Annotated in this window: 13 protein-coding genes; 10 read left to right on the top strand and 3 right to left on the bottom strand. The window is 75.5% G+C overall.

From position 1 onward, the window contains the following. The first annotated feature begins 110 nt into the window (after positions 1 to 110). The 7 genes from ruvA (at position 111) to MF406_RS09560 (ending at position 9133) form a co-directional block, all read left to right on the top strand. Complete coding sequence (gene ruvA / locus MF406_RS09590; protein ID WP_242892463.1) at positions 111 to 719, top strand: Holliday junction branch migration protein RuvA; 609 nt, start codon at positions 111 to 113, stop codon at positions 717 to 719. Then, on the top strand, positions 712 to 1728 hold the full coding sequence (gene ruvB / locus MF406_RS09585; protein WP_242892460.1) for a Holliday junction branch migration DNA helicase RuvB: 1017 nt from the start codon (positions 712 to 714) through the stop codon (positions 1726 to 1728). The genes ruvA and ruvB overlap by 8 nt, the downstream gene beginning before the upstream one ends. Before the next feature lie 175 nt (positions 1729 to 1903). After that, positions 1904 to 2332 carry a preprotein translocase subunit YajC gene (yajC, locus tag MF406_RS09580; protein ID WP_242892457.1) on the top strand — a complete coding sequence of 143 codons (429 nt, stop codon included), beginning with the start codon at positions 1904 to 1906 and terminating at the stop codon, positions 2330 to 2332. A gap of 114 nt (positions 2333 to 2446) precedes the next feature. After that, positions 2447 to 4930, top strand: a complete 2484-nt coding sequence (gene secD, locus MF406_RS09575; protein ID WP_242892455.1) for a protein translocase subunit SecD — start codon at positions 2447 to 2449, stop codon at positions 4928 to 4930. 6 nt (positions 4931 to 4936) lie between these two features. Further along, positions 4937 to 6049: a protein translocase subunit SecF gene (gene secF / locus MF406_RS09570; protein WP_242892452.1), complete on the top strand. Its 1113-nt coding sequence runs from the start codon at positions 4937 to 4939 to the stop codon at positions 6047 to 6049. Then, the gene (locus MF406_RS09565) at positions 6046 to 6630 is read left to right on the top strand and encodes an adenine phosphoribosyltransferase (RefSeq protein ID WP_242892450.1); all 585 of its coding nucleotides are present in this window, start codon (positions 6046 to 6048) and stop codon (positions 6628 to 6630) included. The genes secF and MF406_RS09565 overlap by 4 nt, the downstream gene beginning before the upstream one ends. 175 nt (positions 6631 to 6805) lie before the next feature. Beyond that, positions 6806 to 9133, top strand: a complete 2328-nt coding sequence (locus tag MF406_RS09560; protein ID WP_242892446.1) for a bifunctional (p)ppGpp synthetase/guanosine-3',5'-bis(diphosphate) 3'-pyrophosphohydrolase — start codon at positions 6806 to 6808, stop codon at positions 9131 to 9133. Positions 9134 to 9319: 186 nt separating this feature from the next. Here MF406_RS09560 and MF406_RS09555 read toward each other — a convergent pair whose 3' ends face one another. Next, entirely contained in the window at positions 9320 to 9544 is a 225-nt protein-coding gene (locus tag MF406_RS09555) for a hypothetical protein (protein WP_242892444.1), read from the bottom strand. A 217-nt stretch (positions 9545 to 9761) separates the two neighbouring features. Between MF406_RS09555 and MF406_RS09550 the strand changes: the two genes are divergently transcribed. Next, positions 9762 to 10007, top strand: coding sequence for an antitoxin (locus MF406_RS09550; RefSeq protein WP_242892441.1), 246 nt, complete (start codon positions 9762 to 9764; stop codon positions 10005 to 10007). A 192-nt stretch (positions 10008 to 10199) separates the two neighbouring features. On the opposite strand, the gene MF406_RS09545 is transcribed toward MF406_RS09550, so the two are convergent. Beyond that, positions 10200 to 11849, bottom strand: a complete 1650-nt coding sequence (locus tag MF406_RS09545; protein ID WP_242892439.1) for an FAD-binding protein — start codon at positions 11847 to 11849, stop codon at positions 10200 to 10202. Positions 11850 to 12045: 196 nt separating this feature from the next. Here MF406_RS09545 and MF406_RS18720 point away from each other — a divergent pair, with 196 nt between their 5' ends. Continuing rightward, entirely contained in the window at positions 12046 to 12606 is a 561-nt protein-coding gene (locus tag MF406_RS18720; RefSeq protein ID WP_256463882.1) for a TetR/AcrR family transcriptional regulator, read from the top strand. A 142-nt stretch (positions 12607 to 12748) separates the two neighbouring features. On the opposite strand, the gene MF406_RS19100 is transcribed toward MF406_RS18720, so the two are convergent. Continuing rightward, positions 12749 to 15334: a DUF349 domain-containing protein gene (locus tag MF406_RS19100; RefSeq protein WP_371744453.1), complete on the bottom strand. Its 2586-nt coding sequence runs from the start codon at positions 15332 to 15334 to the stop codon at positions 12749 to 12751. A 490-nt stretch (positions 15335 to 15824) separates the two neighbouring features. Between MF406_RS19100 and MF406_RS09530 the strand changes: the two genes are divergently transcribed. Then, the gene (locus MF406_RS09530) at positions 15825 to 16562 is read left to right on the top strand and encodes an MBL fold metallo-hydrolase (protein WP_242892436.1); all 738 of its coding nucleotides are present in this window, start codon (positions 15825 to 15827) and stop codon (positions 16560 to 16562) included. The last annotated feature ends 86 nt before the right edge of the window (positions 16563 to 16648 follow it).

Raw genomic sequence — 16648 nt, 5'->3', positions numbered from 1 at the left:
GCCGCTGCCCCGCGTCGCCGGGACGGCAGGCCCGACGGCGGCCGTGCGGCCGGCGCCGGCGCGGGCACGGGCACCGACGGACGGACGGGCACGAACGGAAAGGGGAGGGCGTGATCGCCTCAGTGACCGGCACCGTGGAGGCGGTGGGCCTGGACCACGCGGTCCTCGGCGTCGGCGGCATCGGCGTCGCCGTGCACGCCACCCCCACCACCCTGGCCGGCCTGGTCGTGGGCCGGCAGGCGCGGCTGGCCACCTCCCTCGTGGTCCGCGAGGACTCCCTCACCCTCTTCGGCTTCGCCGACGACGACGAGCGCGCCGTCTTCACCACCCTGCAGACCGTCTCCGGCGTGGGCCCGCGGCTCGCGCTGGCCGTCCTCGCCGTGCACACCCCGGACAGCCTGCGCCGGGCGGTGACCGGTGAGGACCTGGCCGCCCTGCAACGGGTCCCCGGCATCGGTCGCAAGGGGGCCCAGCGGATCGTCCTGGAGGTCGGCGACAAGCTCGGCGCCCCGGCCCCGGGACCCGACGCACCCGCCGCCGTCCCGCCGCCCGGGACGGACGGCATGCCCGACGTCGTCGCCGCGCTGGTCCAGCTCGGCTGGACCGAGAAGGTCGCCGACGGCGCGGTGCACGCCGTGCTCGCGGCCGAGGACGCGCCGCGCGAGGTGCCCGCGGTGCTGCGCGCCGCCCTCCAGCACCTGGGGGGCCAGCATGGCTGACCCGGTCCTCGACGCCGGCGCGGACGACGTCGAGCGCGCCGCGGAGGCCGCCCTGCGGCCCCGGCGGCTGGCCGAGTTCGTCGGCCAGGAGGTCGTCCGCGACCAGCTCTCCCTGGTCCTGGACGCCGCCCGGGCCCGGCAGGCCCCGCCGGACCACGTGCTGCTCGCCGGCCCGCCCGGGCTGGGCAAGACCACCCTGGCGATGATCATCGCCGCCGAGGTCGGCGGCGCGCTGCGGCTGACCTCCGGGCCGGCGATCCAGCACGCGGGGGACCTGGCGGCGATCCTGTCCTCGCTGCAGGACCGCGACATCCTCTTCATCGACGAGATCCACCGCCTCGCCCGCCCCGCCGAGGAGATGCTCTACCTGGCGATGGAGGACTACCGGGTGGACGTCGTCGTCGGCAAGGGGCCCGGGGCGACGTCGATCCCGCTGACCCTGCCGCCCTTCACCGTGGTCGGCGCGACCACCCGCGCCGGGCTGCTGCCCGCCCCGCTGCGGGACCGGTTCGGCTTCACCGGGCACCTGGAGTACTACCAGCCGGCCGAGCTGGAGCAGGTCCTCCGCCGCTCCGCCGGCCTGCTCGGGGTCCGGCTGGACGACGACGCCGCCGCCGAGCTCGCCAGCCGCTCCCGCGGCACCCCGCGCATCGCCAACCGGCTGCTGCGCCGGGTCCAGGACTTCGCCGAGGTCCGCGGCACCGGGGCCCTGGACCTGGCCGCCGCGCACGGCGCGCTCGACGTCTTCGAGGTGGACCGCCTCGGGCTGGACCGGCTCGACCGGGCGGTGCTCCGCGCGCTGTGCACCCGGTTCGGCGGCGGCCCGGTGGGCCTGACCACGCTGGCGGTGACGGTGGGGGAGGAGCCCGAGACGGTGGAGACGGTGGCCGAGCCGTTCCTGGTCCGGGAGGGGCTGATCGTGCGCAGCCCCCGGGGCCGGGTGGCCACCCCGGCGGCCTACGACCACCTCGGGCTCGCCCGGCCCGAGGCCGGCACGCTGTTCGGCTGACCGGCACCGGCGCGGCTGATCGGCGCCGGCGCGGCTGACCGGCCGGGGGAGGCCGCCCGGGGGTCGACCTTCCGGCCCGTCGAATCTCACCCAGCACGGACAGGGTGTTAGGCGCCGGGCCCGGACTCACCTAGACTCAGGTGGCCATTGCCCCCAGCCCGACGGAGCACTCCTGATGGAATTCCTCATCCTTATCGTCCTCATGGTGGGGGCGATGTGGCTCATGACCAGCCGTGGGAAGAAGCAGCAGGCCGCCGCCCGCCAGCGCGTCGAGGATGCCCTCGTGCCGGGCACCTGGGTGATGACGATCGGTGGCTTCTTCGGCCGCGTCGTCGAGGCCGACGGCGACGTCGTCACCCTGGAGAGCCCCTCCGGGGTGGAGACGATCTGGTTCAAGGGTGCGATCAAGGAGCCCAAGGAGCCGCCGTTCGCCGCCGTGGAGGAGGACGAGGACGCCCCCGCAGACGTCGTCGTCCCGGACGACGCCGCCTCCCTGATGCCGCCGGCCGGCAGCAGCCCGGTGGTCCGCGACGCCGACCCGATCGGCGAGAACCGGCCCGAGGACGGCCCGGCCGACGAGGACCAGCGCCGGCCCCGCGCCTGACCCCGGCCCCACGCCCCGCGCCCGACCCCGGCTTCGGCCGGCCGGGCGCCTGACGCCGGCTCCGGCCGGCACGCCCTGGCGGGGTCCACCCGCCCTGCACGAGAGAAGACACCGGTGGCGCAACGACCGAAGAAGCCCCGTCCGGGCCGCACCCTCGGCCTGCTGGCGGTGCTCGTCATCGCCCTGCTCGGCACCCTGGTGGCGGGGGTCCGGCTCACCGCCGACGACGAGAACCCCGCCTCGTTCGCGCCCAAGCTTGCCCTCGACCTCGAGGGCGGCACCCAGCTCATCCTCACCCCGACCACCACCGACGGCTCGGAGGTGACCCAGGAGGACGTCGACCAGGCCATCGAGATCATCCGCCAGCGGGTGGACGCCTCCGGCGTCGCCGAGGCGGAGATCACCAGCCAGGGCGGGCAGAACATCGTCGTCTCCCTCCCCGGCCGCCCCTCCGAGGAGACCCTGGACCTGGTCCGGCAGTCCGCCCAGCTGCGGTTCCGGCCGGTGCTCACGACGGCGCCGCCCGGGCCGATCGACCCGGCGGCGGCCGCCGAGGGCGAGGGTGAGGCGGCCGAGGACCCGGCCGACGCGGCGGCGGAGGCACCGGAGGCGGTGACCGAGGGCGAGGCGCCGGCCGAGGGCGAGACCGCCACCGACGCCCCGGCCGAGGGCGAGACCGCCACCGAGGCCCCCGCCGAGGGCGAGACCGCCACCGAGGCGCCGGCCGAGGGCGAGAGCGCCACCCCGACCGAGGAGCCCACCACCCCGCCGACCCGGGAGGAGATCGAGGCGGCGGCCCGGCAGGCGGCCGACAGCAACGGCGACGGCCAGCTCAGCACCGAGCCCGCGGCCGAGCCCGCTGACAGCTCGGACCTCAACTGGGTCACCGAGCAGCTCCTCTACGACTTCTACATGCTCGACTGCACCGACCAGGCCAACCTCAGCGGCGGGGTCCAGGACGACCCGGCCGCGCCCCTGGTCTCGTGCTCCTCGGACGGCACGGCGAAGTTCGTCCTCGGCCCCACCGCCCTGGAGGGGACCCACGTCACCTCCGCCTCCTCGGGCATCGGCACCAACGCCCAGGGCATGAGCACCGGCCAGTGGGTGGTGTCGCTGGAGATGGACGGGGAGGGCACGGACACCTTCGCCGAGCTCAGCCAGCGGCTGCTCGACATGCAGCCGCCGCAGAACCAGTTCGCCATCGTCCTCGACGGGCTGGTCATCTCCGCCCCGGAGATGCAGGCCGCCATCCTGGACGGGCGGGCCCAGATCTCCGGCAGCTTCGACCGGGAGAGCGCGGCGACCCTGGCCAACCAGCTCAACTTCGGCTCCCTGCCGCTGGACTTCGCGGTGCAGTCCCAGGACGAGATCTCCGCGACGCTCGGCTCCGAGCAGCTCTCCCGCGGCATCCTCGCCGGCCTGCTCGGCGCCGTCCTGGTCGTGCTCTACATGCTCTGGCAGTACCGCGGCCTGGGCCTGGTCTCGGTGGCCAGCCTGCTCATCGCTGCGGCGCTGACCTACCTCACCATCACCCTGCTCTCCTGGCTCGTCGGGTACCGCCTGTCGCTGCCGGGCGTCGTCGGCATGATCGTGGCGGTCGGCATCACCGCGGACTCCTTCATCGTCTACTTCGAGCGCATCCGCGACGAGGTCCGCGAGGGCCGGCTCCTGGTGGACGCCGTCGAGCACGGCTGGTCCCGGGCCCGCCGCACGATCATCGCCTCGGACACGGTCAACTTCCTCGCCGCCGTCGTCCTGTACTTCCTCGCCGTCGGCGGCGTGCGCGGGTTCGCCTTCACCCTGGGGCTGACCACGCTCATCGACCTGCTCGTCGTCGCGATGTTCACCCACCCGCTCATGCGGCTGCTCATCCGGACGAAGTTCTTCGGCCAGGGGCACCGGCTCTCCGGGCTGGACCCGGCGCGGCTGGGCGCGAGCTCGGCCACCTACCGCGGCCGGGGCCGGTTCGGGCCGCCGCGGCGACCAGCGACGGCGGCTGAGGAGCCCCAGCCGGAGCCGGACCGTGCGCTCGTGGGCGTGGGTGCCTCGGCCGGCCCGGCGGACGGCGCCGCCGCCGCCGGCCGGTCGGCCCGGGGCTCGGCCATGACCGGAAGGTCGGCCGGTGGCTCGGCCGGCACGAGCACGCCCTCCGGTGGCGCCACCGCCGCCGGTGCCGCCAGCGCCTCGCGGGCCGCCGCCCCCGGAACCGCAGCGGGCCCCGCTGCCGCCAGTGAGCCGGGTGGCGACGGCGTCCCCGGTACCGGCTCGGCGCCGGAGTCGGCGCGATCGGGCACCAGCCGCGCCGGGGGCTCTGGCCGCGGTGACGCGCGGCCCGCCGCCGCGACGCCGACCGGGCCGCGGTACGCCGAGGACGGCCGACGTCTCACCATCGCCGAGCGGCGCGCTGCCGAGCGGGCGCGGCTGGCCGCCGCCGCACCGCCCGAGCACGCGCCGCAGGAAGCCGACGACGGCCCGCCGGGCACCGGCGACGAGCCCGCCGGGCACCGGCGCCGCGCGGCCCGCCGGCCCCGCCGCCGACGACCGCCGGCCCGGCGCCACCCCGACGACCCCCGACGACGCCCCCACGGCAGGAGGTGAGCGCTGATGCCCAGCCTCGCCACCCTCGGCAACGACCTCTACGCCGGCCGGCGCCAGCTCGACGTCATCGGCCGCCGGCGCACCTGGTTCACGGTCGCCGTCGTCCTCATGGTCGCCTCCGTGCTGCTCGTCGCCGTGCGCGGGATCAACCTCGGCATCGAGTTCCGCGGCGGCTCCCAGTTCACCGTCTCCGGGGCGACCACCCAGGACCAGCAGCTCGCCGAGGACGTCATCGCCGAGCTCGGCGAGGGCGAGCCGCCGCGGGTCTCCGCCGTCGGGTCCGGCGCGCTGCGGGTGCAGACGGCCGAGCTGACCGACGAGGAGACCCAGCAGGTCCAGCAGGGCCTCGCCGACGCCTACGGCGTCCCGGTGACCGACGTCGCCGCGACCTACGTCGGCCCCAGCTGGGGGCAGAGCGTCACCGCCAAGGCGCTGCAGGGCCTGGTGATCTTCCTCGTCCTGGTCTCCGTGGTGATGACGCTGTACTTCCGCACCTGGACGATGGCGGTGGGCGCCCTCGGCGCGCTGGTGCACGACCTGGTGGTCACCGTCGGCGTCTACGCCGCCGTCGGGTTCGAGGTCACGCCCGCCTCGGTGATCGGGCTGCTGACCATCCTGGGCTACTCCCTCTACGACACCGTCGTCGTCTTCGACAAGGTCCGGGAGAACAACGCCGACCTGTTCACCCAGCACCGGCGCACCTACGCCGAGGGCGCCAACCTCGCGGTCAACCAGACCCTGGTGCGCTCGATCAACACCTCGGTGACCGGGCTGCTGCCGGTGGCCTCCATCCTGTTCGTCGGCGCGTTCCTGCTCGGCGCCGGGACCCTGCGGGACATCGCCCTCGCCCTGTTCGTCGGGATGCTGCTGTCCACCTACTCCTCGGTCTTCCTCGCCACCCCGCTGGAGGTGGCGCTGCGCGAGCGGTCGGAGAAGGTCCGCCGGCACACCCGGCAGGTTCTCGACCGGCGGGCACGACGGCGCGCGGCGGCCGAGGCGGAGCAGGATGGCCCCGTGGACCTGGCCGCCCGGACCGACGACCTGGGCGTCGCCGTCGTGGCGGGCCAGCACCTGGGCGTGACCGCCCAGCCGAAGCGACGCAAGAAGGGCCGACGATGACAGCTCCCGCCCCTGGCTCCCGGGCCACCGCCGCCCGGGCCGCGGCCCCGGCCTTCCCGGCCGAGCTGACCGACCTGGTCCGCACGCACGTGCGCGAGGTGCCGGACTTCCCGGCCCCCGGCGTGCTGTTCCGGGACATCACCCCGCTGCTCGCCGCCGGGCCCGCCTTCGGCGCGGTGATCGGCGGCCTGGCCGACCGCTACCGCGGCGAGGTGGACGCCGTCGCCGGGCTGGAGTCGCGCGGGTTCATCCTGGCCGCCCCGCTGGCGACCGCGCTGGGCGTCGGGATGATCACCGTCCGCAAGGCCGGCCGGCTGCCCGGCCCGGTGCTCGGCGTCGACTACGCCCTGGAGTACGGCACCGCCCGGATGGAGGTGCGCCCGGACACCATCCAGGTCGGCCAGCGCGTCCTGATCCTCGACGACGTCCTGGCCACCGGCGGCACCGGCGCCGCCGCGGTGGAGCTCATCGAGCGCAGCGGCGGGCAGGTGGTCGCGCTGGCGATGCTCCTGGAGCTGGCCGAGATGGGCGGGCGGAGCAAGCTCGAGGGGTACCCGGTCGAGTCCGTGCTGGTGTACTGACAGCCCGTCCGGGGTCGGTCCCGCCGCCCCACGCCGTCGCTCCCGCCACCGGGTAACCGGCCCTCGACCGTCGGTCCCGCGCCGTCACACGTCCCGCCGTCGGCCGCTCCACGCCGCGGGTTCGCCGGCCGCGGAGCCGCCTCGCCCGCCCGCCGGGGTGCCGTAAAATCGTGAGATGGCCGGTGAGCGAGTACCCGACGGCAGCACCGAGACGGTGGTGCCGGGCTCGCGGGTGCGCTCCCGGCTGGTCTGGCTCGGCTCCCGCGGGCACACTAGCCCGCCCGCGATCGAGCCGCTGCTGCGGGCCGTGCGGGCCCACCACCCGCGGGCCGACACGCACCTGATCCAGCGGGCCTACGAGGTCGCCGAGCGGGCGCACCGCGGGCAGACCCGCAAGAGCGGGGACCCCTACATCACCCACCCGGTCGCCGTCGCGACCATCCTGGCCGAGCTCGGGATGACGCCGTCGACCCTGGCCGCGGCGCTGCTGCACGACACGGTGGAGGACACCGGCTACCCCCTCGACCAGCTCCGGGCCGAGTTCGGCGACGAGATCGCCCTGCTCGTCGACGGCGTGACCAAGCTGGACAAGGTCAGCTACGGCGAGGCCGCCCAGGCCGAGACCGTCCGCAAGATGGTCGTGGCGATGGCCAAGGACATCCGGGTGCTGGTCATCAAGCTCGCCGACCGGCTGCACAACGCCCGCACCTGGCGGTACGTGCCGGCCGCCTCGGCCCAGCGCAAGGCCCGCGAGACCCTGGAGATCTACGCCCCGCTCGCCCACCGGCTGGGCATGAACACCATCAAGTGGGAGCTGGAGGACCTGTCCTTCCAGACGCTGTACCCCAAGGTCTACGAGGAGATCGAGCACCTGGTCGCCGAGCGGGCGCCGGCCCGGGACGAGTACCTGGCCCAGGTCCGCCAGCAGATCGAGGCAGACCTGCGCACCGCGAAGATCCGCGGCGTGGTCACCGGCCGGCCCAAGCACTACTACTCGATCTACCAGAAGATGATCGTCCGCGGCCGGGACTTCGACGACATCTTCGACCTGGTCGGGGTCCGGGTGCTGGTGGACAGCGTCCGGGACTGCTACGCCACGCTCGGCTCGATGCACGCCCGCTGGACCCCCCTGCCCGGGCGGTTCAAGGACTACATCGCGATGCCGAAGTTCAACCTCTACCAGTCGCTGCACACCACGGTGGTCGGCCCCGGCGGGAAGCCGGTGGAGATCCAGATCCGCACCCACGACATGCACCGCCGCGCCGAGTACGGCGTCGCCGCGCACTGGAAGTACAAGGAGAACCCGGCGAGCAAGGGGGAGCAGGCCGGCCGGCTCGGGCCGGGGACGGAGGAGATGGGCTGGCTGCGCCAGCTCGTCGACTGGCAGCGGGAGACCGCCGACCCGGGGGAGTTCCTGGACTCCCTGCGCTACGAGATGTCCGGCTCCCAGGTCTACGTCTTCACCCCCAAGGGCGACGTCGTCTCGCTGCCGGCCGGGGCCACCCCGGTGGACTTCGCCTACGCCGTGCACACCGAGGTCGGGCACCGCACCGTCGGCGCCCGGGTGAACGGGCGGCTGGTCCCGCTGGAGTCGACGCTGGAGAACGGCGACAGCGTGGAGGTCTTCACCTCCAAGGCCGAGGGCGCCGGGCCCAGCCGGGACTGGCTGTCCTTCGTGCAGAGCCCGCGGGCCCGGAACAAGATCAAGGCCTGGTTCACCAAGGAGCGCCGCGAGGAGGCCATCGAGGCCGGCAAGCAGCAGCTCGGCAAGGCGATGCGCAAGCAGAACCTGCCCATCCAGCGGCTGATGAACCACGACTCCCTCCGGGCGCTGGCCACCGAGATGCGCTACGCCGACGTCTCGGCCCTGTACGCCGCGATCGGGGAGAACCACATCTCGGCCACGAACGTCGTCCAGCGGCTCGTGCAGTCCATGGGCGGGGAGTCCGGCGCCGAGGAGACCCTCGCCGAGGCGACGCTGCCGGGGGAGCACCGCAGCCGCCCCCGGGCCGGGGACGCGGGGGTCGTCGTCGCCGGGATGGACGACGGCGACGTGTGGGCCAAGCTGGCCCGGTGCTGCACGCCGGTGCCCGGGGACCCGATCGTCGGGTTCGTCACCCGGGGGGCCGGGGTGTCGGTGCACCGGGCGGACTGCGCCAACCTCGACGGGCTGCGCAACCAGCCCGAGCGGATGATCGAGGTCAGCTGGGCCGAGCGGGCCCAGAGCACCTTCCTGGTCCAGATCCAGATCGAGGCGCTGGACCGCAACGCGCTGCTGTCTGACGTCACCCGGGTGCTGTCGGAGAACCACGTCAACATCCTGTCGGCGACCGTCTCCACCTCGCGGGACCGGGTGGCGCTGAGCAGGTTCGTCTTCGAGATGGCCGAGCCCTCGCACCTGGGCCACATCCTGAACGCCGTGCGCCGGATCGACGGCGTCTTCGACGTGTACCGGATCACCGGCTCCCGGTCCGCCGCGCCCGCCGCGCCGGCCCAGCGCTGACCCGGCCGGGGGAGGCCCGAGGCCTCGGGGCCCGCCGTTCCCGGCTCGGGCCGCCGCCTGCCGGTCCCGGGCCAGTCACCGCTCGTCCCTGCGGGTCCGGTTCGGCCGCTGCGCGGCCCTGCCGTCCCGGGCCAGCCGTACCCGGCCGTGAGGACGACGATGCGGTCGCCCGCGGCGGCCGCTGCCTCAGGGGGATGCTGGTCTGACGTCGATCCCGATCCAGGTGTACCCGTCCTGATAGGGCGTGGGCTCGTAGGTCACGTGCACCCGCATCCCCGGGCGCATGTCCTCGGCGCGCAGCCCGCGGAGCATGGTGTAGTTGATCCAGACGTCGTGACCGGCTCCCTGCGTCGTGACCGCACCGAGGGAGTCGGCGGCGTCCCAGATCGTGACCGTGGCGTGATCGTCCATGAGGTGTGTGCAGCACAAATTTCCAGTAGAAGTGCGGCGCAGCGAGAACCGGCAACCGGCCGTCGGCTAGGACCACCAGGGGAGCCGCGACGACGAGGCCGCCCTCGCTGGGCGCCTGATCGAACCGTACCGGCAGCAGGCGATGGACGGTCGCGATCGGCGATCCGTCGGTCGTGAGTCAGGCGGGCACCGAGCGTCTGATGGGTATCGTCATGTCATGGATCTCGTGGTCAGAGGCCTGCCGGCCGAGGTGCACGCCGAACTGCCCCGTCGTGCCGCCGCCGAGGACAAGAGTCTGGGCGCTTACCTGCGCGAGGTGCTCACCGCGCATGTGGCAGTCTCCTCCATGGGCCAGTGGCTCGGGCGCCTGCACGAGCTCGGCCCGAACCACGCGGGCGGGCCGACCGGGGCAGAACTTGTCGCCGACGCGCGCACCGAGGACGACGAGCCGATCCACCGCTGAGCAGGTCGTCGTCGATGCCACCGCAGTCGTCGATGCCGCCGCGGCCGTCGGCATGATCCGCGACGCGCGTGGCCCGCGCGTTTGCGTGACACTTCGCCGTCGTGCCCGTGCGCCCGGGCCGGCCGGTCTCTGCGGCCGGCCCGGGCGGACCGTCGTCGGCCTCGCGGCACTGGACCGCGGCGCCGGCCTCGGTCAGGCCCCGCTGGCTGCCATCTGCCGGGCGCCGCGCAGGCCGAAGACGGAGGCGGGACCGATGGTCGAGCCGGGACCGGGGTAGGTGCGGCCCATGACCGAGGCGGAGCTGTTGCCGGCCGCGTACAGCCCCTCGATCACGGTGCCGTCCTCGCGCAGGGCCCGGCCGTGCTCGTCGGTCACGACGCCACCCTTGGTGCCCAGGTCGCCGATGACGACCCGGTAGGCGGTGAACGGGCCCTTCTCGATCGGGCCGAGGTTCGGGTTGGGCCGCACGAGCGGGTCGCCGTAGTAGCGGTCGTAGGCGGAGTTGCCGCGGCCGAAGTCGGCGTCCACGCCGGAGCGGGCGAACCCGTTGAACCGCTCGATGGTGGCGCGGAAGGTGCCCTGGTCCACGCCGATCTTCGCGGCCAGGTCGCGCAGGGTCGAGGCCTTGACGGAGATCCCCTCCCGGCGCATCTTCCGGGTGGCCCGCGGGTCCAGCGCGAAGGTGCGCAGGTACCGCCGCATGGCGCGCGCGTCGAGGACGAGCCAGTACGCGCCGTCCTTGTCGTGCTCGAGCATGTGGTGGCCCAGGTCCACGTAGGACTCGGACTCGTTGGCGAAGCGCTGGCCCTTCGCGTCGACCATGAGGGAGTACGGCATCGACCGCTCGGACAGGATGAAGGTGGCGGTGCCGCCGGTCGGGGGTGCGATCGACGCACCCCACCACGCGTCGTCGAGCAGCTCCAGCGCCGCGCCGGCACGGGCGGCAACCTCGATCGGGTGGCCGACGTTGCCGGGGTTGCCCGACGGGTTGCCGTCGATGCCCTGGTACCTGCGGCGCAACTCGGGGTTGGACTCGAACCCGCCGCCGGCGAGCATGACGCCGCGGTTGGCGCGGACCGAGACGGACCTGCCCTCGCGGGTCACCCGCACCCCGGCGACGCGGCCGTCCTGGACGATCAGGTCGTCCAGCGGGGAGCTCAGCCACAGCGGCACGCCGCGGTCGACGACGACCGCCTTGCAGAAGGCGGTCACCAGCCCGTTCCCGAGCCCGACCAGCTGCTTCCCGCTGACCAGCCCGCCGAGCGCCCGGAACACCAGCTCGGCGCCACGGACGAAGCCGCCCGGAGTGGACCAGGCGCGGGCGAGGAGCCACACGTCGTCGGTCTTGACCGGCAGCGGGAGGCCGGGTCGGATGGTCTCGCGCCACGGGCCGAGCGCCTTGGCGTCGAGCGGCTCGACCTCGATGGCGCGGCCGATCTTGCCGCCGGGCAGCTCGGGGTAGTAGTCCGGGTAGTCGGTGGACCGGACGAAGTGCAGCCCGAACTTCTCCGCGGTCGTCACGAAGTCCGCGATGCCGTCGACGAACGCCTCCTTGCGGGCGCGGCTGGTGGCCCGGCCGACGTCGCCGACGGTCGTCTCCAGGTAGGTGAGGGCGTCCTCCCGCGAGTCGCCGATCCGCTCCCGGCGCATCAGCGGGTTGTTCGGCATCCACAGCCCGCCGCCGGACATCGCCGTGCTCCCGCCCCACTTGTCCGTGCTCTCGACCATGAGCACGCTCAGGCCCTCGTCCACCGCGCCCATCGCGGTCGCGAACCCGGCCGCGCCGGAGCCGACCACGACGACGTCGTAGGTGTTGTCAAAGGACTGGTCGCTGACTGCCACGTTGCACTCCCTCCCTACCGGACAGGACTGTCCGGATCGCTGGCGCCAGCATGCCCCCGGCCCCGGGCGCCGTCAACCGGGCGAGCGCGGGGCCGTGGCCGCCGGCGCCGGGGTTCTGGCGCGGCTCCCGCCGCGGTCAGCGGCGACCTTCCCCCGCCGGCTACGACCAGGTCCCCCCGATGGCTACGCTGCCGGGGTGCCCCTACGCGCCAGCCGAGTCAACCGCGGCCCGGCGGCGGCCGCGGAGAACCGACGCGCGATCCTCGCCGCGGCCCGCCGCCTGTTCGCCGCCCGGGGCTACCGGGTGCCGCTGCAGGCCATCGCGAAGGAGGCGGGCGTCGGCCAGGGGGTGCTCTACCGGCACTTCCCGCGACGGCTGGACCTGGCGCTGGAGGTCTTCGAGATCCACTTCGCCGAGCTCGAGGAGATCGCGGCCGACCCCGCACCCGACGCCTTCCTGCGGCTCTGGTCCAGGCTGCTCGCCCTCGTCGTGGAGGAGTCCACGTTCGTCGAGATGTTCGTGGAGGCCCGGCAATCGACGCGGGACTACGACGGCGTCGGGCGGCTGCGGGCCCTGATCGAGTCCACGCTGCCCCGGGCGCGGCAGGCCGGCCTGCTCCCCAGGGCGCTCACGACCGAGGACGTCCTGCTCGGCGTGCGGATGGCCTACGGGGTCGCCGCGACGGCGGTCGACGGCGAGGACGTGGCGGCGCTGGTGCGGCGCGTGCTGCCGGTCGACGGCGGCTCACCGCGCTGACCACCGGGCGGCGCCGTGCCCGGGCGGGAGCCGGCCGGGCGTTCCTGCCGGGCGGCCCGGGCGTTCCCGCCGGGCCCGGTCGGCCCCGCCGAGCCCGAGCGGACTTCGCGGCCCCCGCCCCCGGCCGGCCGCCGTCGGCCGGTCAGCCCTGCGCGGTGCGCTGGACCTGGTCCAGCCAGGCCCGCCGGGCGTCCAGGGCGGCCTGGGCGTCGGCGACGGCCTGGGCGTCCCCGCTGCGCCGGGCCTCGGCGAGGTCGGCCTCCAGCTGGTCGATGGCCGCGGTGAGCTGGGCGGCCGCGCCCTCCGCGCGGGCGCGGGTCTCCGGGTTGGACCGCTTCCACGCCGCCTGCTCGGCGTCCCGGACGGCCTGCTCGACGGCGCGGAGCCGGCCCTCCACCCGCTGCACCTGGGCGCGGGGGACCTTCCCGGCGGCATCCCACCGGTCCTGGATCCCGCGCAGCGCCGCCCGGGCGGCCCTGGGCTCCCGCACCGGCAGCAGCGCCTCCGCCTCCTGCAGGAGCGCGAGCTTGGTCTTCAGGTTCTCCTCGAACTCGGCGTCGGTGGCGGAGCTGGCCGCGTTGCGGGCGTCGAAGAACCGCTGCTGGGCAGCCCGGAACCGGGCCCACAGCGCGTCGTGGTCCTTCCGCGAGGCCCGGCCGGCGGCCTTCCACTCCGTCATCAGGTCGCGGTAGGCGGCGGTCGTGCGGCCCCAGTCGGTGGACGTGGCGAGCTCCTCGGCGCGGGCGATGAGCTGCTCCTTGGCCGCCTTGACCTGGGACTGGGCGGCGTCGAGCTCGGAGAAGTACTGCCGGCGGTGCCGGTCGAACGCCGTGCGGGCCCGGGAGAACCGCTTCCACAGCTTGTCCTCGGTGGACCGGTCCAGCCGCGGGCCGCTCCGCTGGGCGGTCTTCCACTCGTCCAGCAGCGTGCGCAGCCGCTCCCCGGACTGCTTCCACTGGGTGCGGGCCGGGTCCTGCTCGGCGATCTGCTCGGCCTGCTCCACGATCGCGGTGCGCTCGGCGACGGCCCGGGCCCGGGCGGCCTCCCGCTCCGCCGCGGCCTCCTCCCGGCGACGGGCGGCGGCCTCGCGCAGGGCGTCCAGCCGGGCGCGGAGGGCGTCGAGGTCGCCGACGGCGGCTGGCTCGGTGAGGGCCTCGGCGAGGGTGGTGAGGTTCTGGTCGATCTCCTTGGGCGTGAGCTGGCCGAGGCGTGCCTCGAACAGGGCGACCTGCGCCTGCAGGTCCAGGAACCGTCGGACGTAGAAGCCCAGCGCCTCCTCGGTGTCGGCGCCGGTGTACTGCCCGACGACCCGCTCGCCGGCGGCCTCGCGTACCCAGACGGTGCCGTCGTCGTCGACCCGGCCCCAGGCGGCTGCCTCGGCCGCCTCGCGCGGGTCGACCAGCGGGGTGACCGGGGTGGTGACCGGGGCGGGGTTGGCGACGGGCCGGGGGACCGGCGCCGGGCGGGGCCGGGGCGCCGGCGCCGGCGCGGCCGCTGGCGCAGGCGCGGCCCCCGGCGCAGCCGAGGGCTCGGCGCTGGCCTGCGGACGTGGCGCGCGCGGGACGGCACCGGGCGACGGGGTGGGCCGCGGGCCGGGCGCCGGCCGCGGGGTCGGGGCCGGGCGCGGGGTAGGCGCCGGCTGCGCGGTCGGTGCGGGTCGCGGTCCCGGCGCGGGGTCCGGCTCGGGCTCTAGCTCGGGTGCCGCACCTGGGGTAGGTGCCGGGTGCGGGGTGGCCGCTTGCTGCGGGCCGGGTGCCGGCTGCGGACCCGGTGCCGGCTGCTCGCCGGGACCGGCTGCCGATCCCACCGCGCCGGTGCTGAGTGCAGGGGTCGCCTCCGTGCTCGGCCGCGGCTGTGCACCGGCGGCGGACGGAGATTCCCCGGGGGGAGCCGGGGGACCGTCGGGCGCCGCCACCGGAGCGCCCGACGGCTGCTGCTCAGCCGCGCCGAACGCGCCGCGCTCCGTCGGCGGCTCCACCACCGCCGGGCCGGTCGGCGTCACGTCCTGCTCGGGCTCCGCGCCGCCGCCCTCGATCGCCATCGGCCCGCCCGCGGCCGGGCTGGGCCCAGTCACTCCAGCCTCGGCCTCCTGGCCGACGGGCTCGGCCGGTGCCGGCTGGCCGGCTCCCGCCTCGGGCGCGGCCGGTTCCATCGCCTCCTCGGTCGCCAACGGTTCCGTGGCCTCCTCGGTCACGGAGGGCCCAGCGCCCTCCTCGGCGGCGGCTGGCTCGGTAGCCGGCACGTTGACGGCGGGCACGTCGGCGGCGGGCTCAGTGGCCGGCACGTCGGCGGCGGGCTCGGAGGCCGGAACCTCGGTGCGCAGCTCGCCGGTCGCATCCGCAGCCGGCCCGGCGGTCGGCACGTCGTCGGCCTGCTCATCGGTTGGCGCCTCCGCGGCCGGCGGTTCCGCCGTCGCCCCGTCGGCGGGGCTCGGCGCGGCGTCGTCGGTCCCGTTACCGGCACCATCGGGAGCCTGGCTCGGAACGGATGAGGCGCCGTCGTCCGGCACTGTGGCTGGTGCCTCGGGCGCGGTGGCCGGGGTCCTCGTGGGCCCGTCCGGCTCGGCCACCGGCTCGCCCGACAGCGGAGCGGCCGTCGTGCCCGTCGTGGCGTCCGGGTCGAGGCCGGTGGGCCGCTGCGCGCCAGCGGGCTGCGGCTCCGGGCGTCCAGCCTCATCCTGCGGTGCGTCGGTGCTCTCGTGGTCGCGGGGGTTCGGCTGCTCGGTCACGCGCTGGTCACTCCTTCTTGACGGGGTAGGCAGGTGCCACACCGTTCTCGTCTCGTCCGCACGGCACCGCCGGACCTGGCCGACGTCCAGCGGCACGGTCGTCCGTTACCACAGGCCGCGAGACCGCCAGTCTAGGAGCCGCCCCCACGCTCGCGCGCCCCGTTTGCCGTCGGGGCGTAGCCCGGTGGTCCAGGGGGCAGCCCGGAGGGTCCGGAAGCGGGACGCCCGCCCGGGGGCACGGAGCAACGCATGCTCGCGGGCGGAACGCCCGCTCGTGGCCCGCTCGTGGGCAGAACGCATGCTCGTGGGCAGCATAGTGGTCGCCGGCAGAACGCGTGCCCGGGCAGGAGGGAACAGCGGCAGTGATTGGACCACTGGCTCCAGGGCCGGCCGGACCTCTCGCCGCCCGGGCGATGATGATCTCCTTCGCCCGTCCGGCGGCACCGCCCCTTCATCCTGGCCTCGCGCCCGCCGCCCGTAGCCTGGTCCGATGCTGCTGCTGCACGTCCCGGACACCGTCCTGGAGACCAACTGCTACGTCCTGGCCGAGGCGCCGGGCGCGGCGGCGCTCGTGGTCGACCCCGGGGCCGGGGCCGCCCAGGCCCTCGGCGAGCACCTCGCCGCCCACGACCTGCGGGTCGGCGCCGTCGCCCTGACGCACGGCCACGCGGACCACGTCTGGGACGCGGCCGCCGTCGCCGGGGAGGCGCCGGTGTACGTCGGCCCGGGGGACCGGTACCGCCTGGCGGACCCGGCGGGTGCGCTGGGCGCCGAGCTCGGCGCCTACTTCGCCCGCGCCGCCGGCAGCCCCTGGCAAGTACCCGCCCAGGTCTCCGCCTACCCGGCGGGCTGCCTCACCGGCGGCGGTGCGCCGCTCGTCCCGGGCGTCGTCGTGCGGGCCGTCCCCGCCCCCGGTCACACCGAGGGCTCCACCGTGCTCCTCGTCCGCGGCGCCCTCGCCACGCCCGAGCTCCTGCCCGCCGGCGCGCCGACGGGCCCGGACGGCACGTCCCTGCTGGGCCTGTGCGGGGACGTGCTCTTCGCCGGGTCGATGGGCCGCACGGACCTGCCGGGCGGGGACGAGGCGGAGATGACCGCCACCCTCACCACCCTGGCCCGGGCGCTGCCGCCGGAGACGGTGCTGCTGCCCGGGCACGGCCCGGCCACCACCCTGGCCGCCGAGCTGGCCACGAACCCGTACCTGCGGCGGGCCGCGTCGCGCCGCTGACGCGCGCCCGCGCCCGCTGACCCGCGCCGGTGCCCCCGGACGCACGCGTGTCACCCGACCCGCCGCTGACCTGCCTGCCCCCCGAC

Origin of the sequence: Georgenia sp. TF02-10 (genome assembly GCF_022759505.1) — a bacterium.
Taxonomy (GTDB): domain Bacteria; phylum Actinomycetota; class Actinomycetes; order Actinomycetales; family Actinomycetaceae; genus TF02-10.
Note: the sequence above shows the minus strand (reverse complement) of the source record. Positions and strands in the feature narration are given on the sequence as shown.